The organism is Pandoraea commovens, assembly GCF_024704525.1.
Lineage (GTDB): Bacteria > Pseudomonadota > Gammaproteobacteria > Burkholderiales > Burkholderiaceae > Pandoraea > Pandoraea commovens.
In genome coordinates this window covers 238,174-262,578 of record NZ_CP102780.1, presented here as the reverse complement: position 1 = coordinate 262,578, position 24,405 = coordinate 238,174, and the positions used below count along the sequence as shown (strand labels likewise).

The following is a 24,405-nucleotide window of genomic DNA, read 5'->3' as shown; positions in this document are numbered from 1 at the left end:
CGCCGAACCACCGTTGAAAAGCGGTGAGATCGGTGACGACGCGCCCTGCCGGGCGAGACGTGACTGTAGTTTAGGGCAATCGAAAGAATATCAAGAGGCGTCGACGGCATCGCGCAAGACGTGCCGTCGACGACGGACCGATGCCGCGCGAAGCGGCATGGATCGTGACATTCACGCGGCATTGCACCGCGCGAATTGGAAGCCACGAAGCAATTTCTCGGAAATTGCCTCGATTTTGCGGGACGCTCAGCGCGCCACGCCGCTTAGAACGTTGTGCGCAACCCCACGCGAACGGCGCGGCCGCCCTGCGGCGCAATGTCGCGCAGCACCGAACTCGCGAGACGCACTTCCTGATTGGTCAGGTTCTCGCCCTTCAGATAGGCCAGCCACTGCGCACCGCCCGCCTTGAACTGATAGGTGAGCGCAGCGCCCAGCGTGGTGTAGCCGTTCGTCGTCAGATCGTTGGACGGGACACGTCCCTGATTGCTCGCATGCACCATTTCCAGACGAGCGCCCCAGTGGCCCAGTCCGTAAATGACCGCCGCCGTCAGACGCAACGGCGCGATACGCGGCAGCGGCTCGCCCGTGTCGCGATTGCGGCCGATGGTGTAGTCGCCGCGCAGTTCGACGTCGACATCGCCGTAGCCCTGCCACACGCGTGCACGGCCCTGCGCTTCAAAGCCGTAAAGGTCGGCGGGCACCCCGGCGTACTGATACACCGGCAGCGGCTTCTCTTCGCCTTCCACTGTCTGCCCCGTATTGTTCAGCGCGATGAAGTTCGAGAAGCGGCTGTAGAACACGCCCACGCTGCCCTTGTTGGGACCGTTCTCGTAGCGCAACGCCAGGTCGGTGGAGAAGGCCTTTTCCATCTTCGCCTGCGCGTTGCCGATCTCGTACACGCCGGTCGCGAGGTGCGGGCCGTTCGCGTACAACTCGTAGAACGTCGGCGCGCGCTCGGTGTATGAGGTGTTCACCGCCACCGACCATGCCGGTGCCAGCGCGAACACTGCGCCTGCGGAGACGCTGCCCGGCGTGAAGTTACGCGACGGCAGGTTCTCGAAGCGCTCGTTGCCACCGGAACTCGGCTTCACGCTCGAATGCTCGATGCGTGCGCCGAACGAGAGCTTCACAGCCTGATTGACGGCCCATTCTTCGAGCGCGAACAACGCCACGTTGGTGGTATCGCTCTTCGGCACGAACGCTTCTTCGCCGAGTGCGGAGAACGTGTTCTGCGAGAACTGCACACCGACCGCGCCTTCGAGCGGACCAATCTTCGCGTGACGCACCTCGATGCGTCCCTCGTAGCCGTGGTTCTTGAACGTCGTGCCCGTCACGCCGTTCTCGATTTCCTTGTGTTCGTAGTCGGTGTAGCCGAAGTCGAACTTGAACGCCGTGAACGGGCCGCTCAGGTTCCGCACCTCACTTGCGAGCGCGAGACGTTGCTGACGCAGACGAATGCGCGTGTTCTCCTCGGCAACGGTGCCGTAGTCGGAGTCGTATCCGGAGTACGACAGTCCGGCGTAGCCATTGGCCCACGTCCACGAAGCACCCGCAGCCGCGCCGCTGGTCTGGCCATCGCTATTGGGCAGGGTGCCGGACGGTTGCTTCGTATCTTCGTCGTCACGTGCGCGTTGCTGCGCCGAACGGGCGAAGCCGGGAATGCGCAGGTCGGCACTCTTGCGTGCAAAGCCGTCCACGTGGAACGCGAACTGGCCGTTGCCGAATTCGAGTTGCGCCGCACCGGCGCGCTCGCGGTTCGCACCGCCGTAGCTGAAGTCGGTCGCGCCGGAAATGCCGTTGAGCGCTTCGCGGGGGATGCGGTTGTCGATGGTGTTGACCACACCGCCGACGGCGTTGCCGCCATAGAGCAGCGCCGCCGGACCGCGCACGATTTCCACGCGCTCGATGGAGAGCGGGTCCTGCGCCACAGCGTGATCGTAGGAGAGCGACGAAGCGTCGAGCGAAGCCGTGCCGTTTTGCAACACGCGAATGCGGTCGCCGTCGAGGCCGCGAATGATCGGGCGGCTGACGTTCGGGCCGTACGACGTGGCCGACACGCCGGGCAGGCCGTCCAGCGTTTCGCCCAGCGTGGTGGCGCGGCGCAGCGCCAGCGCGCGACCGTCGAGTTCCGTGAGCGGGGCGGCGAGGTCGGCGGCGGCGCGTCCGAGCGGGTTGCCCGTGACGAACGTCACGGGCAGCGCAGCTTCCGGCGCGGCCGGGGGTGTGGCCGATGCAGCGGCGACTGCCGGGGAGTCCGTCGACGCTTCCGCCGCCTGAACGGACAGGCTGGTGATGGCGAAAGCGCTGAAGGTGAGCGCCGCCGCCAGCGGCAGCGGTGCAAGTCTGGGCGACGTGCGGCGGTGTGCTGCGGATGCCACGTCTGAAGTCAGGGCGAGCGAGGTCGTCGCGCGTTGACGCGCGACGCGAAGGGTAGAGATGGCCATGTCGGTCTTATGTTTGTATTCGGTCTGATGGGGCCGGGGCCCCGTGTTTCGGCGCAGCAACGGGACGAATGGACGCGCGGCATCCGTCTGGCGGCGCAGATCGGCGTGCGTGCAGGTGGAAATTCGTCAGGTGCGCGCGAAGGCAATGCGAATGCGTCGACCGCACGTCTCAGACGACGAGTCGACGATTCACAGGGCAATGCGCGGGGATTCAGACCGTGACCGGCGGGGCGCGGGAGTCGAACGGTAGGACGACAGCGCTCGCATGGCTTCGTCCGTTGACCTGCAACGGTGCGTGCGCCGCGCTGGCGTCACCTGCCCATTGGAGGACCGCCACGGCCATCGCAGCCGAGAGCGTCGCCCCTTCGAAGAGATGGCAATGATGGTGGTGAGTGCCGAAACTGGCGTGCGTCGTGCGCGACGATTGCGCGGACCAGTCGGCCGCGATGGCGTCGTCGGCGTCGTCGGCGTCGTCGGCGGTGTCGGCGGTGTCGGCGGTGTCGGCGGTGTCGGCGGTGTCGGCGGTGTCGGCGGTGTCGGCGGTGTCCGCCATATTTGCAACGGCAGCCTCGGCGGCGTTCGTTGCGGCTGGCGCGCCGCTGCGCCCCGACGTGTGTTGCCCGATGCCGGACAGCTCGCGTGCGTGCGCGATCTCATGTTGCAGGCCCCAAATCTGCACGCAGAGCAGTGCGGTGATGAGCCAGACGATCCATCCGCTGCGGCCACGTCCAATGCGCGTGCGCGAACGCACACGCCACGGGCGGGAAGCAGAGTCGATGGAAGGCATGAGTGACAGGAATTGCAACTGAGTTGCAATTCTGCCATAAAGTGACAACACCCGCGAGCGCTATGAGGGATGACAGTGCAGGGATAACGGCTGAGCGATGACAGCCGCGAAAGAAAAAAGGCATGTCGCGAAGACATGCCTTTGATCGACTGAGGCCACCGGGCACCGCCACCGCGCGGTTGCCGGGGCCGGCTGGCCGACGATCAGTCGCCGAACAGCTTTTGACGCAGTTCGCGACGCTCTTGTGCTTCGAGCGACAGCGTCGCCGTCGGGCGGGCGAGCAGACGCGGCACGCCGATCGGCTCACCGGTTTCTTCGCACCAGCCATAATCGCCCGAGTCGATGCGGGCGAGCGACTGCTGGACCTTCTTCAGCAGCTTGCGTTCGCGATCGCGCGTGCGCAGCTCGAGCGCGTGTTCCTCTTCGATGGTCGCGCGGTCGGCCGGATCCGGAACCACCACGGTTTCCCGCAGGTTCTCGGTCGTCTGCCCGGCGTTACGCAGAATTTCGGCTTGCAGCTCTTCCAGACGATTCTTGAAGAATTCGAGTTGAGCCGCATTCATGTAGTCCTTGTCGGACATCTTCAGAATTTCGGCCTCGGTCAAAAGTCGTTGCTTGCTCATGGGTTTCTGTGGCGTCTCTTTCGGATGATCCGGCGATGCCCCTGTAGCGGGTGGCACGTCTTGCTTACCGGCAATGCCGCGGGCGGCTTCTTGGGTTACTTTCCTGCCGGGCGATTTGGGCGGCGCCTTCTTCTTGGCGGCGGCCTCGTCGCCCGTCTTCGATTTGCCTGCTGGAGCACGCTTGGCGCCCGCGCCCAGTGCCGGTTCAGACCGGCGCGTGGGGCGTGCGGTGGCAGTCTTGCGAGAGGCGGTGGCCATGACGGTGCTCCCCTGCCTACCCCCCGGAATGCCGCGTCGATTCGCTGGCGGCGGTCCCAGTGGGCAGGTATTGTAACCGAATCGTTCGACAGTCCCGATTAAGGGCTTTCCCGTCACCGGATTCGGCGATTCCGCTCAGACCAGACAGCGCTCCAGCCCTTGCAGGATGATGTCTTTCGGCAGTTCCGCGCCAATGAACACCATCTTGGTGTTCGGCGTCTCACCGGGTTGCCACTTCGTGCCCACGTCGCTACCCATCATCTGGTGAACGCCCTGGAACACGACCCGGCGGTCGATACCGCGCATGTTTAATACGCCTTTATAACGCAATAAGCGTTCGCCGTACACCTGTAGGATGCTCCCGAGGAAATCCTCCAGCTTGGCCGGATCGAATTGCTTTTCGCTGCGGAAGACGAACGACTTGATGGCGTCGTCGTGATGCGCGTGATGGTGGTGGTGAGCGTGCCCGTGGTCGTGACCTTCGTGGTCGCACTTCCCATGATCATGGTCGCAGTGCGCGTGATCGTGGTCATGGCCGTGGTCGTGGTCGTGCGTGTGCTCGTCGGCGGCCAGGAAGTCCGGATCGATGTCGAGCTTGTCGTTCAGGTTGAAGCCGTGGATGTCGAAGATCTGCTTAAGATCGGCCTGACCGAAGTCCACTACCTGCTGCGGCGCACGCGGATTCATGTGCGCGAGACGGTGCTTGAGGTCGTCGAGGGCATCCGGCGTCACCAGATCGGCCTTCGTAATGAACAGACGGTCGGCGAAGCCCACCTGACGCTGCACCACTTCGTGCTGATCGAGCTGCTGCTGGCCGTGCTTGGCGTCGACCAGCGTGATGATGGCGTCCAGGCGGTAGGTGTCGGCCACTTCGTCGTCGATGAAGAAGGTCTGCGCCACCGGGCCGGGGTTCGCCAGGCCGGTCGTCTCGATGACCACACGGTCGAACTGGATCGAACCGGCGTCGCGCTGGCTGTTCAGATCCGAAAGCGCCTGCACCAGGTCGCCACGGATCGTGCAGCAGATGCAGCCGTTGCTCATCTGCACGATCTGCTCGGCGTTGTCCTGCACGAGGATGTCGTTGTCGATGTTCTCTTCACCGAATTCGTTTTCGATGACGGCGATCTTCATGCCGTGCGCTTCGGTCAGGATGCGCTTGAGCAGCGTGGTTTTACCGCTGCCCAGAAAGCCGGTCAGGATGGTGACGGGAGTCATGAATGCAATGTCCTGTGATGATGCGGCGCATCGGAATGCGCCGGCGGCGGCGTGTGCCGTGTCAGTTGGTGGCGCCCGCACATTGGGCGCAGGTGCCATGAATCAGCAGCTCGACCTGTTCGCCCACGAAACCCTTGGGCAGACGCTTGAGTTCGCGCTCACTCAATTGGGGATGCTGGGGCCAATCGTCAAGACAAAAAGTTCGATGGCAGCGTACACAGCGGAAATGACCGTGCTGCGTATGCGGACGCGGCGCGCTCGCACGCTCGGGATCGACGTGCTCGGCCATGACGAAGCGGAAGATACGGTCGTCGCCCGCCTGCTTGATCGCCCAGCCCTGCGCGACCAGCCAGTCGAGCACGCGGTAGGCCGTCACGCGGTCGAGCGGATCGGCGTCGGTGGCCAGATCGGCCAGCACTTCCTGATGTGTGAGCGGGCGGCCTGCCTTGAGCAGCAAGGCCAGCACACGAACACGCCCCGAAGTCACGCGGCCCGATTGCTCCTGCAAGCTCGTGCGGGCGGCTTCCAGATACGGTTGTAATTGAGTAAGGCTCATGAATCGATTTAAGCACAGCGCCGTCAGCGCTGCAACCGAGTTGCAAATTGGTCCGGACGGCCCCGAGGTTGCCTCATTTGGACCAGGAATGGCGGGATATTAGCCGACGAATGGGATGAGATCGGGGCGACGTGACGGGAAGTGAACCGGCAATGCGTCATACAATTGACACAAAAAACCCCCTTCGTCATGTCGCTCACCGCCCTCGCCCTCGTCGTCACCGCCGCGTTTCTGCACGCCACCTGGAATTTCGTCGCCAAGCGCATCGATACGCGCGAAGGCGGTGGCCCGCAACTGGTCTTCCTCTACGCCCTGCTGACCGTCGTGATCTACACGCCGCTGGCGCTGTATTTCCTCGCGGGACAAGCCAGTTGGCCGTCAGCGCTCGGCTGGGGTGTCATCACCGTCAGCGCTCTGTTGCATTACGGCTACACCCTGGTCTTGCAGCGCGGCTACCGCGTGGGCGATCTCTCGGTCGTCTACCCGCTCGCACGCGGCACAGGCCCGTTGCTGTCGTCCATCGGCGCCATCGTGCTGCTGGGTGAACGCCCGGGCTGGCTGGCGCTGGTGGGCATTGCGCTGGTCGTGTGTGGCGTGCTGGTGATCGCCGGTGGCGAACGCCTGTTCCGGCGCGGCAGCATGCACGCGGGCGCAGGCTGGGGCGTGCTGACGGGCGGATTCATCGCGGCGTATACGCTGGCAGATGCCTACGCCATCCGCACCCTGATGCTCGCGCCGCTCGTCTACTACTACCTGGAAAACGTGCTGCGGGTCGTGTTGTCCGCGCCGACGGCACTCTCCCGTCCGACCCGCATCGCCGTGCTGTGGCAGGCCAACTGGCGCAAGATCCTGATCATTTCCACGATCTCGCCGATGTCCTACTTCCTGATCCTGACGGCGCTCAAGTACGCGCCCGTCTCGCACGTCGCCCCGGCGCGGGAGATGTCGATGATGGTCGCCGCGCTGCTCGGCGTGCGGGTGCTGGGAGAGGGAGAGATGCACCGCCGCGTGGGCGGTGCCGTACTGATCGCCTTGGGCGTGGTCGGTCTGACGCTGGGTTGATACCCGGCGGACGGGCCACACCAAGAAAGCAAGCACTCACATCCGCTGCAACCAAAGTCCCTTGAGGTATTCGCCTTCGGGGAATTGCGTGAGCATCGGGTGATCCATGCCAGCCGACAGGCGACGCAGGATACGCGCGTCGACACCGGCATCGACGGCTGCACCGGCCACGATCTTCTGGAACAGATCGGCATCGATCGCGCCCGAGCACGAGTAGGTGAGCAACTGACCGCCCGGACGCAACAGACGGAAGCCCGCCATGTTGATGTCCTTGTACGCACGCGCAGCGCGGTCCACGTGATGCGCCGACGGCGCGAACTTCGGCGGGTCGAGCACGATCATGTCGAACGTGCGGCCTTCTTCGCGCAGGGCACGCAGCGTCTTGAAGACGTCCGCATCGCGCCACTCGGCACGGGCGGCGTCGAAACCGTTCAGTTCGACGTTGCGCGCGCCAATCGCCAGCGCCTCTCCCGACGAATCGATCGACAGCACGCTCTGCGCACCACCTGCCAGCGCCGCCAGCGAGAAGCCACCGGTGTAGCAGAAGCAGTTCAGCACGTCGCGGCCCTTGGCCTGTTGCTGAACGAGCCGACGGTTGTCGCGCTGGTCGACGTAGAAGCCGGTCTTGTGGCCATTACGCACGTCGACGTAATACTTCACGCCGTTTTCGTGGGTCGTCAGCAACTCGGGGGCTTCGGGCGGCTCGGCCCCGGCCAGCACGCCGGTAATGCTCGGCAGCCCTTCGCGCTCGCGCACCGCCGCGTCGGAACGCTCATAGACGTTCGGGCAGCCGGTCGCGCCCACGAGCGCCTTGGTAATGGCGTCCTTCCAGGCTTCAACGCCCGCCGCCATGAACTGGCAGACGAGCTGATCGGTCTCCGGCTGGCCCGGCGCGGACTGATAACGGTCGACGATCAGGCCCGGCAGGCCGTCGGCCTCACCGAAGAGCAGACGCGTCGCGCCCGTGTCGTGGACCATCTCTTCGCGGTACGCCAGCGCCGCCGACACGCGACGCTTGAAGAACGCGTGATCGACCGGCTCGTTTTCGTTGAACGTCCACACGCGGGCGCGGATGGCCGACACCGGGCTGAACGCGGCGCGCGCGAGGAAACGGCCGTCGGCGGCCCGCACCACGACCGTAGCACCGGAGGCCGGATTGCCGTCCACACGCGCCACGGCGGTGGCGTAAATCCAGGGGTGACGGCGCAGCAAGGACTTTTCTTTGCCGGGCTTGAGGGTCAAGGTATTCATGCGGGACGGACCAACGGTTGCATTCGGGTGACGGGCAAGTCTCGCGGCACGGCGGGCCGATGCAGCTGCTACGGCTCGGCCACACGCGGGAGGCCTCCGGCGCACGGACGGCACAACGCACAACGTGCGGGACTTGCTGGGGAAGGACGCGATTCTACACCGACTCGGCGCGCACGCCGTAAAGCGCATCGTCAGCCCGATGCGACATCGGGGCCAGCCTCACGGCTTCTTGCGTGAGCGCGGATGCGCCTGATCGTAGACCTTGGCGAGGTGCTGGAAATCGAGCTTCGTGTAGATCTGCGTCGTCGAAATATTGCTGTGGCCGAGCATTTCCTGCACGGCCCGGAGATCGCCGGACGATTGCAACACATGCGTCGCGAACGAGTGACGCAGCATGTGCGGATGCACGTGCGTCGGCAGTCCGGCGGCCAGCGCATGCCGCTCCAGCCCCTGCTGCACCGCGCGCGCGCCGATGCGCTTGCCGCGCGCCGACAGGAACAGGGCGTGCGGCTCGGCCGTCGCCAACGGCGTGCGCATCTCCAGCCATTGCGCCAGCGCCTGCGCGGCCTTCTCGCCCACCGGCACGCGACGCCGCTTGTTGCCCTTGCCCGTCACGACGACCTCGCGCTCGGCCAGATCCAGCCAGCTCGCAGAACGGTAGCCGTCGGCCTCGACGTAACGATGGTCAAGCCCCGTCAGTTCCGACAGACGCAGGCCCGACGAGTAAAGCAGTTCGAACATTGCGCGATTGCGCACGGCCTCGGCCGACGTGCCCGTCGCGAACTCGACAAGCGCCGACGCCTGATCGGGCGACAGTGCCTTGGGCAACGGTTTGGGTTGTTTGGGTGCGCGCACGCCTTCGACGGGATTCGCAGCGAGCGCGGTGCGCTGAGCGAGCCACGCGAAGTAGCCGCGCCAGGCGGAGAGCTTGCGGGCAATCGAGCGGCCGACCAGCCCCTCGCTATGCAGCTTCATCACGAAGCGGCGGATGTCGCCGTGTTGCAGCGATTCGAGCGCACGACCGCCCGCGAGACGCTGCAACTGACGCAGGTCGCGCGTGTAGTTTTCCAGGGTGAGCGCCGCGAGCTTGCGCTCGCTGGCCAGCGACGTCAGATAGGTGCGGATGCCCGGCTCAAGCCGCGGTTCAGGCGGCGAGTCAGGAGACAATTCAGGCGACGTGTCGTGCGTCACCCCGGTCGCCCCGCGCGTCCCCTTTCCCTTGCCAGCCGCCGCTCCGGAGCGCATCTCAGTCGTTGGCGCGCAGCTTGCCGAGGGCAGCACCGGCCAGTTCGCCGATCTGCGTGAGGAAGTCGGTTGCCATGCCTTCATGGAAGCGGCGTGCGTCTTCCGAGCCCATGACGAGCAGGCCGAAGACCGGGCCGTCGGTCACTTGCGGGTCGCGCAACGCGAGCAGTGCGACGGACGCGGGATCGCTCGGCGCGCCCAACCATGTCACCGCTTCGAAGCCCGTGTTCGCGCCGCAGTACGGCGTGACCAGGCTCGTCGCGAAAATCTTCACTTCTTCGCTGACGCTGCGGGCGAACTCGGCCGGTTGATACGGCGCGGCCACGTTCCACAGACGCACAGCCGCGAACGGCACATTGAAGACGTCGCGCAGACCACGGGCAATCGCCTCGGGCAGCGCGTGCGGGTCACGCTCGCCCAGCAGACCGAGGGTCCAGCGGTGCAGCTTGCCCGAGATATCGTCGTTTTCGTGGCCGTAGCGCATCAGTTCGGCGAGGCGTCGCTCGATCTGCTTGGTCTTCTCGCGCTGCATCTCGATCTGACGCTCCTGCAACGACACCGCCCGCTGGCCGTGCGGGCTGGTGAGCCGCACACCAGCCAGCAATTCGGCATGGCGCTCGAAGAAGTCGGGATGCGCAATCAGGTATTCCGCAATATCTCGGTCGTTCATGAATGTCCGTCTGCTGTTCGTCAACTGCCGCCTGTCATACCTCATATTCGATACGCCGAACACAAGGGTGACGTGCGGCCGCCTGGGTCGCTAAATCAGAATCCGTCTGAAACCAATGCCATGCTGCCTGCCCTGACGCCGAAGACGTCAGACTTCGATCGTACCCTCGAAGACCGTGGCAGCCGGTCCCGTCATGATGACCGGACCGCTTGCGCCGTCCCAGTCGATGGTGAGCGTGCCGCCGTGCGTCTCGATGGCAACAGGTGCCTTGAGCAGACCGCGACGGATGCCCGCCACTGCCGCCGCGCACGCGCCCGTACCGCAGGCCAGCGTTTCGCCCGCGCCGCGCTCGTACACGCGCAGCCGCGCTTCGTGCTGACTCACCACTTGCAGGAAACCGGCGTTCACCCGGCGCGGGAAGCGGGGGTGACGCTCGACCAGCGGGCCGTCCGTCTCGACCGGCGCGGTGTCGACGTTATCCACCACCTGCACGGCGTGCGGATTGCCCATCGAGACCACGGAAATCCAGGTCGTCTTGCCTGCGACGTCGAGCGGCCAGAGCGTGTCGTCGCCCTCGCGGCGGCCTTCCAGGCCGGCCGCGTCGAACGGCACATCGGACGGCGTGAGAATCGGTGCGCCCATATCCACGCTGACCTGGCCGTCTTCACGCATCGTGAGCGTAATCACGCCCTGCTGCACTTCGACCCGCACCGTCTGCTTGTCGGTCAGGCCGGTGTCGCGCACGAACTTGACGAAGCAGCGCGCGCCGTTGCCGCAATGCTCGACCTCGCCGCCGTCGGCGTTGAAGATGCGATAGCGGAAGTCCACGCCCGGCATGGCGGAGCGTTCGACGAGCAGCAACTGATCCGCGCCAACGCCAAAGTGGCGGTCGGCGAGCGCACGCCACTGTTCGGGCGTGAAATCGATGGTCTGCGAGATGCCGTCGATCACGACGAAGTCGTTCCCGGCGCCTTGCATCTTGGTGAATTTGAGCTTCATGCCGCTATTGTAGTGGAGAAGGTCGACGCGCATCCGGTGCCGGTCAATAGACGCCCGGCTGTCCCTCGGGGCGCGTCTTGAAACGCTTGTGGACCCAGTAATACTGCTCCGGCATCTTGAGAATCTGCTCTTCGAGGAAGGCGTTCATGCGGCGTGCGTCGGCGTCCGGGTCGCCGCTGGGGTAGTTTTCCCAGATCGGGAACACTTTCAGACGGTAGCCCTTGAAGTTAGGCAGCACTTCGCCGATGAACGGCAGAATCTGCGCCCGGCCGACTTCCGCCAGTCGCGACACCGACGTCAGCGTGCAGGTCTCGACCCCGAAGAACGGCACGAACGTGGAGTTTCGCGCGCCGTAGTCCATATCGGCCGCCAGCATGACCGGCTTTTTCTTGCGGAACATGCGCAGCACGTCGCGCGCGCTGTCGCCGCGCGGGATCATCTCGGCATCGAAACGGCCGCGTTGCTCGCGGGCCATGGCGTCGAACGCCGGGTTCGACATCGGCGTATAGAGCGAGGCGCAGGGCCGGTGCAGCGAGTAGTTGATGAACACGGACGCCGCCTCGATGCCCACGAAGTGGAAGCCGAGCAGAATCGTGGGGGGCATGTCCGGCGCGCGCAGATCGACGGCCGAATCGAGTTCGATAAGCCGTTCGAGCTTCTTGCCGCTGCCAAACCACTGAAAGCTGCGCTCGGCGTAGCTCCGGATCGCATGGACGAAGGACGCCCGCGCCACGCGCTCGCGGGTGGCATCGTCCCAATGGGGGAAACAGAGCCGCAGATTGGTGTGCACCACCCGCTTCCGGGAGCTGGGAATCGAGTACAGCACATGGCCGACGCCTGCGCCAAAGCGCGCGACCCAGCTATAGGGCAGCAGGTTGAGTCCGCGCAGCAAACCCACGCTGAGGTAGTACCCGAGGGATTTCTTGGGAGTGGTAGCCATGTCGCAAGCAGGATTTCTTCAGGGGCGTATAATAAGCGACATCGCCGAGTTAACTGACAACTTGCGGGGCGATTCGAGTGAGCCACCATACATAGGCAGCCCATTCGACCAACTTTCCGCTAAAGCGTCGCCGCTTCTCCTCCGATGACGGCAACGTGAGTCGCCAAATACGTTAGAGGAGCCACAAGTGGCGAACGACTATCTCTTTACCTCCGAATCCGTTTCCGAAGGTCACCCGGACAAGGTCGCCGACCAGATCTCGGATGCCGTTCTCGATGCCATCCTGACGCAAGACAAGTACGCGCGCGTTGCTGCTGAAACGCTCTGCAACACGGGTCTCGTCGTGCTCGCAGGTGAAATCACCACGACTGCCACGGTCGACTATCAGCAAGTCGCACGCGAAACGATCCGTCGCATCGGTTACGACAACACCGACTACGGCATCGACTACAAGGGCTGCGCCGTGCTGGTCGCCTACGACCGCCAGTCGCCGGACATCGCTCAGGGCGTGGACCGCGCACACGACGACAACCTCGATCAGGGTGCAGGCGACCAGGGCCTCATGTTCGGCTACGCCTGCGACGAAACGCCGGAACTCATGCCGCTGCCGATCTACCTGTCGCACCGTCTGGTCGAGCGCCAGTCGCAAGTGCGCCGTGACGGTCGTCTGCCGTGGCTGCGTCCGGACGCCAAGTCCCAGGTCACCATCAAGTACGAAAACGGCCGTCCGCACAGCATCGACACGGTGGTGCTCTCGACGCAACACGCGCCGGACATCGCGCTCGAAGCGCTGCGCGAAGCCGTCATCGAAGAAGTCATCAAGCCGGTGCTGCCGGCCGACCTGATCAAGGGCGACATCAAGTTCCTGGTGAACCCGACCGGCCGTTTCGTGATCGGTGGCCCGCAAGGCGACGCCGGCCTCACGGGCCGCAAGATCATCGTCGACACGTACGGCGGTGCCGCACCGCACGGTGGCGGCGCGTTCTCGGGCAAGGATCCGTCGAAGGTCGACCGTTCGGCAGCCTACGCTGGCCGTTACGTCGCGAAGAACATCGTCGCCGCAGGTCTGGCGTCGAAGTGCGTGATTCAGGTCTCGTACGCCATCGGCGTGGCGCGTCCGACGTCGGTCATGGTCAACACCTTCGGCACGGGCAAGATCAGCGATCAGCGCATCGCCGAGCTGGTCGAGAAGCACTTCGACCTGCGTCCGAAGGGCATCATCCAGATGCTGGACCTGCTGCGTCCGATCTACGAGAAGACCGCCGCTTACGGCCACTTCGGCCGCGAAGAGCCGGAATTCTCGTGGGAAGCCACGGATCGTGCCGACGCCTTGCTGGCCGACGCCGGTCTGCGCGCTGTCGCCTGATTCGGCTGAGTTGCTTCACGGAAGGCGCCGGTTTCGACCGGCGTCAGTCAGACAAACCCCCCGCCCGGGTCAAACCGGCGGGGGTTTTGTTTTGGGCTGCCTGATCGTACTGCGACGACGTGGCCGGCCCTCAGCGCAGCAGCAGCTTCATCATCGCGGCGAACCGCTTGCCGTACGGCGGGTTGAGCAGACCGCCGCCATTCCAGCGTGCCTGACGGAAGATCGGCTTCTCCTTCGAGAAGGTGCGGAATCCCGCCTCGCCGTGATAGCCGCCCATACCCGACGGCCCCACGCCACTGAACGGCAACGAATGCTCCGCCACGTGCAGCAGCGTGTCGTTGATCGTCACGCCGCCTGAGATGGTCCCGTCCACCACCTGATCGATGCGCGCATTGTCGGTGTCGAACATGTATAACGCGAGCGGACGCGGACGCTCGTTCACGTACGCAATCGCGGCGTCCAGATCGTCATAGGGCACCACCGGCAGCAGCGGCCCGAAGATCTCCTCACGCATCACGCGCATGCCGTCGTGCACACCCGTCAGCACGACCGGCGGCAGACGTCTGCGCGCCGCCTGTGCCGGTGCGTCGCACAAGGGGTGGGACGTAGCGCCCTGCGCGGCCGCCTCGTCCGCCAGCCCGGACAACCGCTCGAAATGACGCGCCGACACGATGCTCGTGTATTGCGGATTGTTCACGGCATCCGGGTAGAGACGCGACGCCACCTGCCGCGCCGTCGCCACGAACGTATCGAGCTTTTCGCGCGGCACCAGCACGTAGTCGGGGGCGACGCACGTCTGCCCCGCATTGAGCAGCTTGCCGAGCATGATGCGCTCCACGGCGTGTTCCCAGCGCGCGCCCGGGCCGATGATCGCGGGCGACTTGCCGCCGAGTTCCAGCGTCACCGGCGTGAGATGCTCGCTGGCTGCGCGCATCACGTGGTGGCCGATCGACGTCGCCCCGGTAAACAGCAGATGGTCGAACGGCAGCGACGAAAAGGCGCGTGCAACCTGCGCGTCGCCGGTCACGACGGTCACCCATTCCGGCGGGAACGTCTCGGCGATGGCCGACGCAAACACTTCCGCAAAACGCGGCGTGACTTCCGAAACCTTGATCATCACGCGGTTGCCTGCGGCCAGTGCGTCGGTGAGCGGTCCCACAGCGAGAAACAGCGGGTAGTTCCACGGCACGATCACACCGACGACACCCAGCGGCTGGGGAACAATCGCGCGGCGCGCAGGCAGGAGCCAGAGGTTTGCCCAACCCGACGAGCCACGCATCCAGCGACGTGTGTGCGACAGCGCATGCTTCAGATTGCCCAGCGAGGGAAACAATTCGAGCATGTCGGTCTCTTCTTGCGACCGCCCGCCGAAGTCCTCATCGATGGCCTTCGCGAAGGGCGCACGATACTTGTGCAACATGTCCATCAGCGCCGTCAGATGACGTTTGCGGGTCGGCCAGTCGACTTGCGGGGCGGCATCGTGCGCGTGACGCATTGCGTCAAAGCGTGGCAACAGCAAGGCGCGCGCCAGATCGTCGTCATGCGACGTCTGCAAGGTCGCTGCTTCGTGCAGCCCGCCCCCGCCCATCTCGTCCATGTGTCCCATGCCATTCCTCCCTGCGACTGCCGGTGCGTGAGTGCTCCGGCCGCTGTCGTGTCGATATGTTGTCGTTATATGAAGTCGATGTGTCGTGTCTTACGTCATGCCCTACGCAAGAAACGCTCTGTCGAGCCACGCGCGTTGAACACCGACTGGAATCGTGTCCGGCATCACGCCGTAGACACGTCCGCCTGCGTTCGCGAAACGGCTCTCGATGAACCCGTGCGCCAGTTCGGACGGCGCATGTTCCAACAACAGCGCGGCCTGTGACAGCAGCACGATCTGTTGTGCGATGGCACGCGCGCGCACCGCGTGCGACGCGGGGTCGGCAGCGAGCCAGCCGTGCAATTGCGCGAGCGCGGAACGCAGCGTCGTGTGCGATCCGACGCGTTCGCCGAGCCACTGAAACCAGCTTTGCGCGACGTCCGGTTCGCGGCTCATGGCACGCAGCACGTCCAGACACATCACGTTGCCCGAGCCTTCCCAGATCGAATTGACGGGCGCTTCGCGATACAGACGCGCCAGCGGCCCCGTCTCGACATACCCGTTGCCACCCCACACTTCCATGCATTCGCCCGCGAGTTCGAGCGCGCGCTTGCACACCCAAAACTTCGCGGCGGGCAGCACGATGCGTCGCCATGCCCGCTCGACGGGTGAGTCGTCGTCCGACAGGCTCGCGTCGAAAGCACGCGCGAGTCGCATCGCCAGCCATGTCGCCGCCTCCGACTCCAACGCGAGATCGGCAAGCACCGCCGTCATCAGGTCCTGATCGACGAGTTTCGCGCCGAACGCGGTGCGATGCCGCGCATGATGAATCGCTTGCACGACGCCCGCGCGCATCATCGCCGCGCTACCTAGCACGCAGTCGAGGCGCGTGTAAGTCGCCATTTCGATAATCGTGGGCACACCGCGGCCGGGCGCTCCCACACGCGTGCCATACGCGCCCTGAAATTCCACTTCGCTGCTCGCGTTCGAGCGATTGCCGAGTTTGTCTTTGAGACGCTGAATCTGGATTGCGTTCTTGTGGCCGTCAGGCCGGTAGCGCGGCACGAAGAAGCACGACAACGCGTCGCTGTCGCTATCGCGCGCGAGCACCAGATGCGCGTCGCACTGCGGCGCGGAGAAGAACCACTTATGACCGACGAGCGAGAATTCGCCATTGCCCACTTCAGTCGCGACGGTGGTGTTCGTGCGCACGTCGGAGCCGCCCTGCTTCTCCGTCATTCCCATGCCGATGAGCATGGTGTGCTTCTGCGCGAGCGGCACGTCGCGCGGATCGTGCTGCGGCGCGAGCAGTTTGTCCTTGATCGTGGCGAAGAGCGCCGGTTCCTTCGCCAGCACCGGAATGCTCGCGAACGTCATCGTCGTAGGGCACAGCGAACCGGCTTCGTTCTGCGCATGCAGAAAGTACGACGCCGTGCGCGCCGCCATCACCCCGCCGCGCGGATGCGCCCACGGCAGCGATTGCAGTTGTGCACCGCGCAAAAGCCCCATGAGCGAATGCCACGCGGGATGAAACGCGACGCGGTCGATACGATTACCTTGCGAATCGAAGGATTCCAGTTCCGGCTCGTGACGATTGGCGTCCTGCGCCCACTGCTGCACTTCGGCCTCGCCCACACGTGCGCCCTGACGATGCAACTCCTTCGCATGCCAGTCCGCATCGAACGCCGCCACAGCGGCTTGCAGCGCGGCGTCAGTCGCGTAGAGGTTGTAGTCCGTGAGCGGCGGCACCTGATTGGTGACGTCATGCGTCTGCCAGGCTTCAGTCATCCGTGTCTCCCTTGCGCGTCATCCCGAATGCCATACATGGGACGGTCACTTCAAGTCGATCATTTCATCATAGCGGCTAAGCCCTCGTGCTCGCACAAATTAGAGGAATGCTTCACTTCCCCCCCGGGCACACGCATTGTCTGCCTACAATGAGTGCCGCTGCAAAGTGACGTCGACGAGACGCCTCAGAGATCGACGCACACATGCCACACAGGTATCGCCAAGCATCATAAAAACGAGCAGCACACGAAGCAGCGAACGCATTCAACAACAAAGTTGAAGCAGTGCCATCCAAGGGAGGATGACAGCATGGACTATGACTACGTCATTGTCGGCGGCGGCTCAGCCGGTTGCGCACTCGCGGCGCGTCTGGCGGACGGGTTGCCCGATCGCACCATCGCACTCGTCGAAGCCGGTCCGCCGGATAACAGCTTTCTCGTGCGTCTGCCGCTCGGCCTCGCAGCACTCGTGCCGTTCGCATCGCGCCGCAACTATGGCTATCGCACGACACCGCAGGCGGGACTGGCGGGACGTCAGGGTTATCAGCCACGCGGACGCGGTCTCGGCGGTTCCAGCTCGATCAACGCGATGATCTACACGCGTGGGCATCCGGACGACTACAACGACTGGGCACAGGCGGGCTGCACCGGCTGGGCATGGGACGACGTGCTGCCGTACTTCCGTCGCAACGAGAACAACGAGCGCGGCGCGAACGCATGGCATGGTGCAGGCGGCCCGCTCAACGTCGCCGATCTGCGCACCGTCAATCCGTTCTCCCAACACTATGTCGACGCCGCGCGCGAAGCGGGATTCCCCGTCAGCGACGACTTCAACGGCGAGCATTACGAAGGCGCGGGCATCTATCAGGTGACGCAGAAAGACGGTCAGCGATGGAACGCGGCGCGCGCCTATCTGCACGGCAAGACGCGCAACAACCTGCATGTGATCACCGACGCGCTGGTGCAGCGCATCGTGTTCGACGGCAAGCGCGCGACGGGCATCAAGCTGCAACGGCAAGGCACCGTGCAAACGATTCATGCGCGCGCCGAAGTCGTGCTGAGCGCAGGCGCGTTCAACTCGCCGCAGTTGCTGATGTGCTCGGGCATCGGCCCGGCCGATCAGCTGCGCGCGCACGGCCTGGACGTTCGGGTGGACGCACCGGGCGTGGGCGAAAACTTGCAGGATCACATCGATTTCATCGTCAACAAGTACATCGCGCATCGTGATCTCGTGGGCTACACGCCCGCAGGGCTGTGGCATCTGCTCACGCAAGGGATGGAATACCTGCGCGACCGGCGCGGTCTGTTCGCGAGCAACGTGGCGGAAGCCGGTGGCTTTCTGAAAAGCGAACCGTCGCTCGCGCGGCCCGACTTGCAGATGCACTTTCTCGTGGGCATTTGCGACAACCACAACCGGCGTCTGCATTTGCGGCGCGGTTTGTCGTTGCACGCGTGCGTGCTTCGGCCGAAGAGTCGCGGACGCGTCACGCTGGCGTCCGCCGACATGCGCGACGCGCCGCACATCGACCCGGCGTTTCTGCAAGCACAGGAAGATGTCGACACGCTGCTGCGCGGTGCGCGCGTGATTCGGCGCATTCTCGCGGCGCCGTCGCTCGCGAAGTTCGGTGGCGAAGAACTACACAGCCGGGGCGTGGAATCGGACGAAGCGCTGACGGCTTTGATCCGTGCGCGTGCCGACACCATCTATCACCCGGTCGGCACTTGTCGGATGGGCAGCGATGCGGCGTCGGTCGTCGACACGGAACTGCGGGTGCGCGGCGTGGAAGGATTGCGTGTAGTCGATGCGTCCATCATGCCGACGCTCATCGGGGGCAACACCAACGCCCCGTCGATGATGATCGGAGAGAAGGCGGCGGACATGATGCTCGCGAGTGCGCGGGCATCGAATCAGGACGCAGGGAAGAACCTCAGCGCGCGTGGCGAGGCACGCGCCGTTGCCGATTTTTCGCCCGACGGCGCATCCGGCGTCGAAACGATGACCGCTTCCACCCCATTAGCCGCTCGTGCGCAGCCACAGGTCTAGGAACGGCTCGCCCCACAGCGCGCTCGCCAACGCACCAAGCACGAGCCATGGGCCGAACGGCATCGGCTCGCGCAGCACGCGGCCACGCACCAACCCATAGGCGGCGAACGCCAGCGTCGCAGCCACGGCGCCGAAGGCGAGCGTAAGCGGCACGCCGATCCATCCGAGCCACGCACCACAGGCGGCGACGAGCTTGGCGTCGCCGCCGCCGAGACCTTCGTGGTGCGTCAGCGCGCGGTACGCCGATCCGATCGTCCACATCACGACGTACCCGAGCGCGGCCCCCAACACCGCTTCGTCGACGGGCAGCGTCACGCCCATCACGCTGCATAACAGTCCCGCCCAAAGCAACGGCAACGTGAGCAAGTCCGGCAACAATCGCGTATCGATGTCGATGAGGGCAAGCGCCAGCGATGTCGCGCCGAAGCCGCACCATACGAGCATCGCAGCGTATTGCTTCGACGGCACGAATGTCCACGCCATCGCAGCGAACAGCACGCCAACGGCGATTTCGACAAGGGGATAACGCAGCGCAATCCGTGCGCCACAAGCGGCGCATCGCCCGCGCAGCCAGAGATAGCTGAAGACCGGGAAGTTGTGACGCGCCGCAATGCGCAATTCGCAATGCGGGCAGCGCGACGGCGGCCATGCGAGATTAAAGACCGGCGTCACCGGCGGAATCTGTCCCGACCACGCGGCGACTTCGCCCGCCCACTGCGTCTCTAGCATGCGCGGCAACCGGTAGACGACAACGTTCAGAAAGCTGCCCGCAAACAGTCCCAGCACGGCCATCGCCGCAGCGACCGCTTCACGCGGCAGCGCCTGAAATTCGCACCACAGGAATTCGAAAAGAGAGACCATCGTCAGAACATCGATTGCGCGTACTCGCCCGCCGCATGGCCAATCTGCAACATGCCGCCCACGGTGAAGATGATCGTCAGGCCGACGAGCGCGAGAAGCACGGAGCGTAACGTGGCCGAGCGGGCCTGGATACGTTCCGCGACCTCTTCGATGGTCATCAACCCGATCTTGCGAATGCCCGCGTCGAAGTTGGTCCGCCCGGAGTACTCGACAAGCCGATCGAACACCTCCTCGTTGAAGATGCCCGTGTCCATCGCCTTGATCATGCTGCGCTCGCTCTTGAGCGACGCCCGCATACGCAGCAGATGCCACCGTAACCAAGGCGACGCCCGCGTAAGCAGCAGCGAGACGGCGTCGAACACAGAGGTCTTCGCACCTGTGAGCGCGGCGAGCGCCACGAGAAACTCGCCCGCGCGCACGTCGCGATACACGGCGTAAGGGCCGAAGTTGTCCAGGCGACGGCGAAGCGGTCCCGTCCACCGGCTGAACGAGTACGACATCAGCACGACAAGCGCGAACGGCAGGCCGTACAGGAGCGGCCACCAGTTCGCGACAAAGCTGGACATCGCATAGAGGCCCGCGCCGACCAGCGGAAATTTCTCCGGCGGCATGATCTCCGTCATGATCGGCATCATGCCGTAGGCCACGCCCAACTGAATCGCCGCGAGTAGTACCGACATGAAGATCGGCAACGCCACCGCACCCGCGATGACCGCGCGCGTTTGCTGCTGGAGCGTAACGACGCGCGCGAGAAAGCGCAACGTGCCGGGCAAATCACCCTTCTCGCCTGCCGCAATCACGACGAGGTCTTCCTCGGGAATCGTGCCCGCCCACGACTTTTGCAGGTTCTTCGAACTGGCCCGGTCTCGCCACACGGCGTACAACGGCGCCATCGGATTGCGACGCTCCTTCGCCCGCGCATAGCGGCGCGAGAACAGTTCGAACGGGTTCGCACCGTCTTCGATGGCGTCGGCGAAGTCGCTGTAGAACTTGGCGCGGGACTTGCGAAACTGGCGCTTGGCCTTCGTCAGGCCAGGATACGGATCGCGTGCGGGAGAGAGTTTGGCGAGCAGACGGTTAGCGGCTTCGATCATGGCATTCGGTGCTGAACATCGGAGGGGGAATTACGCCGACATCGACGCGTGCAGCGTGTCGTCACACACTGGCGAGACGGCGTGTCGAAGCGGCGCTCAAGGACGTCGACTGACGGAAATGGAATTTCTTGAGTTTGCAGAAGGCAGCTTCGATATCGTGCGGGTCGACCAGTCCCTGCGACATCTTGTACATGGCGTGCTCCATCGCGGACTTGCCGGTCATGTGCGGACTGGTCAGGTCACCATCGTGGCAGACGCGCCAGTGACGCTCGGCGTCCCAGTAGTGCCCCTCGCGCAGCAGGTCCAGCAACTCGTCGGTCAGTTCGCACACTTCGGCCACGACCGTCTGTCCGCTCGTGCCGCGACCGGAACAACGCTCGCAGCCCGGCCCCTCGACGCAAACCTTCGACGTGTCGATGCCGAGTGCGCCGATCACCGACAACGTGGCGGCGTCGATGACGTCCGGCGCATCCAGCGCGGCACGCTTGCAGTGCGCACATAGGACCGGGATTAGCTTCTGATAGACGATGGCCGTGAGGAAGTTGGGCGAGGCGACGGCCGAGAGCGGCATGCCGATTTCGTCGCTGACCAACCGCGACACAATGCCGAACGCGCTCGACGCGTGCACCGTCGACAACACCTGGTGGCCCGTCTCCGTCATCGACTTGGCGAACGAGCCGGTCTCTGCATCGCGAATCTCGCCCGGCATCAATTTATCGGGATCGCCACGCAGCAAGACCTTGGCCGCCGCGCCGAAGGGCGATTCTCCCGGGCCGTCTTCCGCGCGGCGCTGAATCGGGATCTGCGTCATATGCGGCTGGATGTACTCGACGGGATCTTCGATGGAGAAGAACTTCTTGCCCGAATCGCGCTCGTAGGTCATCAGCGTACGCAGCGTCGTGGACTTGCCGGAGCCGGTCTCGCCCGCGATGATCGTGAGGCCCGGACTGCGGTGCACGGCGTCTTCCAGAATCTCGACCTGATCGTCTGCATAGCCGAGTTGGGTGAGCGTGAGGACGTCGCCGTCCGTGGCTTCGTTGATCAGCAGACGCAGCACCACGTCCACGCCACGATTCTCCTTCACGCTCTGGAAACGCAGTTGGTACTTGCGCTGGCGGATCGTCAGCGGAATCGAGCAGCTTTGGTGCTGCGCGTCGTCGAAGTGATTGTGGCTGCGGCTACTCGGATCGGCGCGCGAGTTATACGCGGCCGAGACGGCGTCGAGCATGGCGTGATAGTCGCGGGCGAGACGATCGCTCTCCGCCGACATGCGCAGTTTGCCGTGGATGCGCATGCGCACCTGAACATGACGTCCGTCACGAAACTCGAAGTGAATATCCGACGCCCCGGCTTCCACCGCGCGCTCGATGATCAGATCGAAATTGCGATACGCACCGGTCCGCCGCTCGCCGATCTGGCTGCCGTCGTCTCCTTGCTGCTGAAGACGCGACTGCATCAGCAAGATTTCTTCTGTCGTGCCGACGTAGATGCCTTCGAGGTCCAGCCGGTGTTTCGAGCGCACGGCACGATCGAAGCGTTCGAGCAGATCGGAGCCCTGCATGCGCACGAACGTATTGCTCTCCAGCAGCACGAGGTACAGACGGGGTTTCATCGCAACGAGCACCAGCGCGCCATGCTCCGCGCCTGCGAGCGTGATGCCGAGGTCCTGTCGCCAGCCGAACGCCTGAATGTCGGACTCGCGCAGATCGGCGATAGGACGGACGACGGCGCGCGTGTGCCCGCGTCGTCCGAGGTGCGCCAGCGTGGCGCGCAGCCGTTCAGTAATCGTCGCCATGCGCTTGCCCCGGGACGCGCTGGCTCGTCTGCGCTGAAGATGACGGCGCGGCGCCGAAGGCATTGGGCAAGAGCAAGCGCTGTTGCCGCGCACCGCGTCGCATGTCGACGAAATCGTCACCGATTTGCACGACCTGCCAGTGCCCGACCTTGTCGCCTTTCGTCACGTTGCGTCCGAACTTTCCGTCCACACGCAGATACGCGACGGAAGCATTCTCCACACCGTAGATAAACAGCAGTTCGGGCGGCGCATCGGCCAGTGTGGGCTTGGCGGACGTCGGCGTCTGCGCGTTCCCCGCTGCCTGCGCGTCGGCTTGTGCCTGTTTGGCATCCTGCGCCTCTTGCGAGGCCTTCAGATGCGCCCGCGCGAAGGCGTCGATCGTCTCTTCGGCATGGGCACTCGCCGACAGCAGCGTCGCCGTCGCCGTCGCCCTTACGGCGTCACGGAGCAACTTAGTGAACATAGTAGGTTCCTTGTGCGGAGAAGACGGGCTTGCCGTCATCGATCACGATCTTCAATTCGCCGAGGGACATGTTGCCCGCGCGCATCATCAGGCCCGCGACAGAGTCGAAGAACGCCAGATGCCCCGCCATCTTCCATTCACCTTTCGAGATGGGCGGCGGCATGTCGTCGCGTGAGGCCGCACCCGGTGGGACCGGCACCAGCGGCTCGGGCATCGTCAGCGCGATATCCATGCCGTAGTCGCCGAGCGCTTGCAGCCGGGCCCCTGCCGTGCGCAGAAACTGATTGCGCGGGATGGGGGCGACGCGGGCATCGCCATCGTCTTCGAGCGCTTCGATGGAAGATGTACTTGCCGGTGAGTGCGCTTCGCTTTTCGCCGCGCCGAGCGATGCGGCGACCGTGCGTGCCGAGGTGGCATCGTCCTCGGGCAGCACGAAGCGCTCTTTCGCATGGTCGAGATCGACAATCTGCGCACGAGGACGGTGAGACAGCAGCAGGTCGAAGGTGCCACCTTCGAGACGCCGCCATTCGATCTCGCAAGTTCGCGCCTTGCAGTCGATGGACGCCGGTCGCCATCCACCGGCATTCGCGGGCAGTTGCTGCACCGCGCGCTGCAAATGCTTTGCATAGGATGCGCCGGTCGAGAACGACTCGTTGGCGAGTGCCCGCGTCAGCGCCTGCTTGTATGCTTCGACAGGATCGATGCGATTGGCGGCGGCGAGCTTTTCGCGCTGAACGCCCTCGTACCATTGCCACCCCCCGTAGGCTGCGCCAGCGATGACCGCGAGCAACGTCACCGCCGCAGCGGCGATTTTCAGTTGTCGCGTCGGGAGCGACTGACGCACCGGCTTGATACGCATCTCCGGCGTTGCATCGCGAACCGCAGCGGCGGCGATGTCGTCGAGCGTGAGGTTGACGTCGGCATGCGGCAGATCCGTGCGCATCACCCCGGCAACTTTCACCGGGCCCTCGACTTCGGCCGCCCACTGATCGAGACGCTGCTTCAACTGCGACGCCGGGACCTCCAGATCCAGTTCGGGACGATGGTCGCGCAACGTCACGAATATCGCCTTGGCGGGATCGTCGGGATCCGGGTGCATGAACGCGACGTTCGGTCCGTCGACCAGCGTGCGCAGCACCGCCGCAAGCGCGTACCGGGTCGTAGTGGCGTTCGTATCGATCGCGTCGGGCAGTGAGACCAGCCCGACGGTGCGCGTGCCCGCCCCGTCATCGGTGACGGTGAAGTGCGAGGCGTCGCGGCTGCGCGCGAGACTGCGGATCTCGGCCATCTCCTTTTCGAGACCGATCAGCGTCTCCCATTGCGCGCCGATCACGAGGTGGTTGGACAGTGCGCGCCCCAT

The 24,405-nt window shown here is 64.7% G+C and carries 20 protein-coding genes; 3 read left to right on the top strand and 17 right to left on the bottom strand.

Features of this window, described 5'->3' with window-relative positions; all coding sequences use genetic code 11:
• Positions 1-263: 263 nt before the first annotated feature.
• From NTU39_RS01515 to NTU39_RS01495, 5 genes are all read right to left on the bottom strand, one after another.
• Positions 264-2,444, bottom strand: coding sequence for a TonB-dependent receptor (locus NTU39_RS01515; RefSeq protein ID WP_257959044.1), 2,181 nt, complete (start codon positions 2,442-2,444; stop codon positions 264-266).
• Between the two features lie 211 nt (positions 2,445-2,655).
• The gene (locus tag NTU39_RS01510; protein ID WP_257959043.1) at positions 2,656-3,231 is read right to left on the bottom strand and encodes a hypothetical protein; all 576 of its coding nucleotides are present in this window, start codon (positions 3,229-3,231) and stop codon (positions 2,656-2,658) included.
• Positions 3,232-3,434: 203 nt separating this feature from the next.
• Positions 3,435-3,854: an RNA polymerase-binding protein DksA gene (gene dksA, locus NTU39_RS01505; RefSeq protein ID WP_039401961.1), complete on the bottom strand. Its 420-nt coding sequence runs from the start codon at positions 3,852-3,854 to the stop codon at positions 3,435-3,437.
• A gap of 393 nt (positions 3,855-4,247) precedes the next feature.
• A complete protein-coding gene (locus NTU39_RS01500; RefSeq protein WP_150663916.1) occupies positions 4,248-5,327 on the bottom strand; it encodes a CobW family GTP-binding protein in 1,080 nt (359 codons plus the stop codon).
• 61 nt (positions 5,328-5,388) lie between these two features.
• Positions 5,389-5,883, bottom strand: a complete 495-nt coding sequence (locus tag NTU39_RS01495) for a Fur family transcriptional regulator (protein WP_039394764.1) — start codon at positions 5,881-5,883, stop codon at positions 5,389-5,391.
• A 189-nt stretch (positions 5,884-6,072) separates the two neighbouring features.
• Between NTU39_RS01495 and NTU39_RS01490 the strand changes: the two genes are divergently transcribed.
• Positions 6,073-6,945 (top strand): DMT family transporter, encoded by an 873-nt coding sequence (locus tag NTU39_RS01490; protein ID WP_150663915.1) that lies wholly within the window; start codon positions 6,073-6,075, stop codon positions 6,943-6,945.
• 36 nt (positions 6,946-6,981) lie between these two features.
• Here the strand turns inward: NTU39_RS01490 and NTU39_RS01485 are convergent, their stop codons facing one another.
• The 5 genes from NTU39_RS01485 to NTU39_RS01465 all read right to left on the bottom strand — a co-directional run bounded on the left by NTU39_RS01485 (position 6,982) and on the right by NTU39_RS01465 (position 12,050).
• Positions 6,982-8,196, bottom strand: coding sequence for a class I SAM-dependent rRNA methyltransferase (locus NTU39_RS01485; RefSeq protein WP_150663914.1), 1,215 nt, complete (start codon positions 8,194-8,196; stop codon positions 6,982-6,984).
• Between the two features lie 219 nt (positions 8,197-8,415).
• Positions 8,416-9,441 carry a tyrosine recombinase XerC gene (xerC, locus tag NTU39_RS01480; protein ID WP_373275351.1) on the bottom strand — a complete coding sequence of 342 codons (1,026 nt, stop codon included), beginning with the start codon at positions 9,439-9,441 and terminating at the stop codon, positions 8,416-8,418.
• Between the two features lies 1 nt (position 9,442).
• Positions 9,443-10,111, bottom strand: a complete 669-nt coding sequence (locus NTU39_RS01475) for a DUF484 family protein (protein WP_150663912.1) — start codon at positions 10,109-10,111, stop codon at positions 9,443-9,445.
• A 147-nt stretch (positions 10,112-10,258) separates the two neighbouring features.
• A complete protein-coding gene (gene dapF, locus NTU39_RS01470) occupies positions 10,259-11,110 on the bottom strand; it encodes a diaminopimelate epimerase (RefSeq protein ID WP_150736406.1) in 852 nt (283 codons plus the stop codon).
• Between the two features lie 43 nt (positions 11,111-11,153).
• A complete protein-coding gene (locus NTU39_RS01465) occupies positions 11,154-12,050 on the bottom strand; it encodes a lipid A biosynthesis lauroyl acyltransferase (RefSeq protein WP_150663910.1) in 897 nt (298 codons plus the stop codon).
• A gap of 187 nt (positions 12,051-12,237) precedes the next feature.
• Here NTU39_RS01465 and metK point away from each other — a divergent pair, with 187 nt between their 5' ends.
• Positions 12,238-13,416 carry a methionine adenosyltransferase gene (metK, locus tag NTU39_RS01460; RefSeq protein WP_150575112.1) on the top strand — a complete coding sequence of 393 codons (1,179 nt, stop codon included), beginning with the start codon at positions 12,238-12,240 and terminating at the stop codon, positions 13,414-13,416.
• A 130-nt stretch (positions 13,417-13,546) separates the two neighbouring features.
• Here the strand turns inward: metK and NTU39_RS01455 are convergent, their stop codons facing one another.
• A complete protein-coding gene (locus NTU39_RS01455) occupies positions 13,547-14,911 on the bottom strand; it encodes a coniferyl aldehyde dehydrogenase (protein ID WP_373275425.1) in 1,365 nt (454 codons plus the stop codon).
• 213 nt (positions 14,912-15,124) lie between these two features.
• Positions 15,125-16,789 (bottom strand): isovaleryl-CoA dehydrogenase, encoded by a 1,665-nt coding sequence (locus NTU39_RS01450; RefSeq protein WP_257959040.1) that lies wholly within the window; start codon positions 16,787-16,789, stop codon positions 15,125-15,127.
• A gap of 309 nt (positions 16,790-17,098) precedes the next feature.
• Here NTU39_RS01450 and NTU39_RS01445 point away from each other — a divergent pair, with 309 nt between their 5' ends.
• Positions 17,099-18,832 carry a GMC family oxidoreductase gene (locus tag NTU39_RS01445; RefSeq protein ID WP_246184513.1) on the top strand — a complete coding sequence of 578 codons (1,734 nt, stop codon included), beginning with the start codon at positions 17,099-17,101 and terminating at the stop codon, positions 18,830-18,832.
• Here the strand turns inward: NTU39_RS01445 and NTU39_RS01440 are convergent.
• The 5 genes from NTU39_RS01440 to NTU39_RS01420 all read right to left on the bottom strand — a co-directional run bounded on the left by NTU39_RS01440 (position 18,803) and on the right by NTU39_RS01420 (position 24,405).
• Complete coding sequence (locus NTU39_RS01440; protein ID WP_246184512.1) at positions 18,803-19,693, bottom strand: prepilin peptidase; 891 nt, start codon at positions 19,691-19,693, stop codon at positions 18,803-18,805. The two genes, NTU39_RS01445 and NTU39_RS01440, sit on opposite strands and share 30 nt — an antisense overlap.
• A 2-nt stretch (positions 19,694-19,695) precedes the next feature.
• On the bottom strand, positions 19,696-20,787 hold the full coding sequence (locus NTU39_RS01435; protein ID WP_150663908.1) for a type II secretion system F family protein: 1,092 nt from the start codon (positions 20,785-20,787) through the stop codon (positions 19,696-19,698).
• Positions 20,788-20,848: 61 nt separating this feature from the next.
• Positions 20,849-22,582 (bottom strand): GspE/PulE family protein, encoded by a 1,734-nt coding sequence (locus NTU39_RS01430; protein ID WP_174984528.1) that lies wholly within the window; start codon positions 22,580-22,582, stop codon positions 20,849-20,851.
• A complete protein-coding gene (locus NTU39_RS01425; RefSeq protein WP_257959038.1) occupies positions 22,566-23,045 on the bottom strand; it encodes a hypothetical protein in 480 nt (159 codons plus the stop codon). Before NTU39_RS01425 ends, NTU39_RS01430 begins: the two co-directional genes overlap by 17 nt.
• Complete coding sequence (locus NTU39_RS01420) at positions 23,035-24,405, bottom strand: type IV pilus inner membrane component PilO (RefSeq protein WP_257959037.1); 1,371 nt, start codon at positions 24,403-24,405, stop codon at positions 23,035-23,037. The genes NTU39_RS01425 and NTU39_RS01420 overlap by 11 nt, the downstream gene beginning before the upstream one ends.

Coding starts and splice junctions, on each gene's coding strand:
- NTU39_RS01425 (WP_257959038.1), bottom strand. CDS start 23,045: ATGTTCACTAAGTTGCTCCGTGACGCCGTAAGGGCGACGGCGACGGCG.
- NTU39_RS01430 (WP_174984528.1), bottom strand. CDS start 22,582: ATGGCGACGATTACTGAACGGCTGCGCGCCACGCTGGCGCACCTCGGA.
- NTU39_RS01515 (WP_257959044.1), bottom strand. CDS start 2,444: ATGGCCATCTCTACCCTTCGCGTCGCGCGTCAACGCGCGACGACCTCG.
- xerC (WP_373275351.1), bottom strand. CDS start 9,441: ATGCGCTCCGGAGCGGCGGCTGGCAAGGGAAAGGGGACGCGCGGGGCG.
- NTU39_RS01445 (WP_246184513.1), top strand. CDS start 17,099: ATGGACTATGACTACGTCATTGTCGGCGGCGGCTCAGCCGGTTGCGCA.
- NTU39_RS01450 (WP_257959040.1), bottom strand. CDS start 16,789: ATGACTGAAGCCTGGCAGACGCATGACGTCACCAATCAGGTGCCGCCG.
- dapF (WP_150736406.1), bottom strand. CDS start 11,110: ATGAAGCTCAAATTCACCAAGATGCAAGGCGCCGGGAACGACTTCGTC.
- NTU39_RS01465 (WP_150663910.1), bottom strand. CDS start 12,050: ATGGCTACCACTCCCAAGAAATCCCTCGGGTACTACCTCAGCGTGGGT.
- NTU39_RS01435 (WP_150663908.1), bottom strand. CDS start 20,787: ATGATCGAAGCCGCTAACCGTCTGCTCGCCAAACTCTCTCCCGCACGC.
- NTU39_RS01455 (WP_373275425.1), bottom strand. CDS start 14,911: ATGCGTCACGCGCACGATGCCGCCCCGCAAGTCGACTGGCCGACCCGC.
- dksA (WP_039401961.1), bottom strand. CDS start 3,854: ATGAGCAAGCAACGACTTTTGACCGAGGCCGAAATTCTGAAGATGTCC.
- NTU39_RS01500 (WP_150663916.1), bottom strand. CDS start 5,327: ATGACTCCCGTCACCATCCTGACCGGCTTTCTGGGCAGCGGTAAAACC.
- NTU39_RS01490 (WP_150663915.1), top strand. CDS start 6,073: ATGTCGCTCACCGCCCTCGCCCTCGTCGTCACCGCCGCGTTTCTGCAC.
- NTU39_RS01420 (WP_257959037.1), bottom strand. CDS start 24,405: ATGGGGCGCGCACTGTCCAACCACCTCGTGATCGGCGCGCAATGGGAG.
- NTU39_RS01495 (WP_039394764.1), bottom strand. CDS start 5,883: ATGAGCCTTACTCAATTACAACCGTATCTGGAAGCCGCCCGCACGAGC.
- NTU39_RS01440 (WP_246184512.1), bottom strand. CDS start 19,693: ATGGTCTCTCTTTTCGAATTCCTGTGGTGCGAATTTCAGGCGCTGCCG.
- NTU39_RS01475 (WP_150663912.1), bottom strand. CDS start 10,111: ATGAACGACCGAGATATTGCGGAATACCTGATTGCGCATCCCGACTTC.
- NTU39_RS01485 (WP_150663914.1), bottom strand. CDS start 8,196: ATGAATACCTTGACCCTCAAGCCCGGCAAAGAAAAGTCCTTGCTGCGC.
- NTU39_RS01510 (WP_257959043.1), bottom strand. CDS start 3,231: ATGCCTTCCATCGACTCTGCTTCCCGCCCGTGGCGTGTGCGTTCGCGC.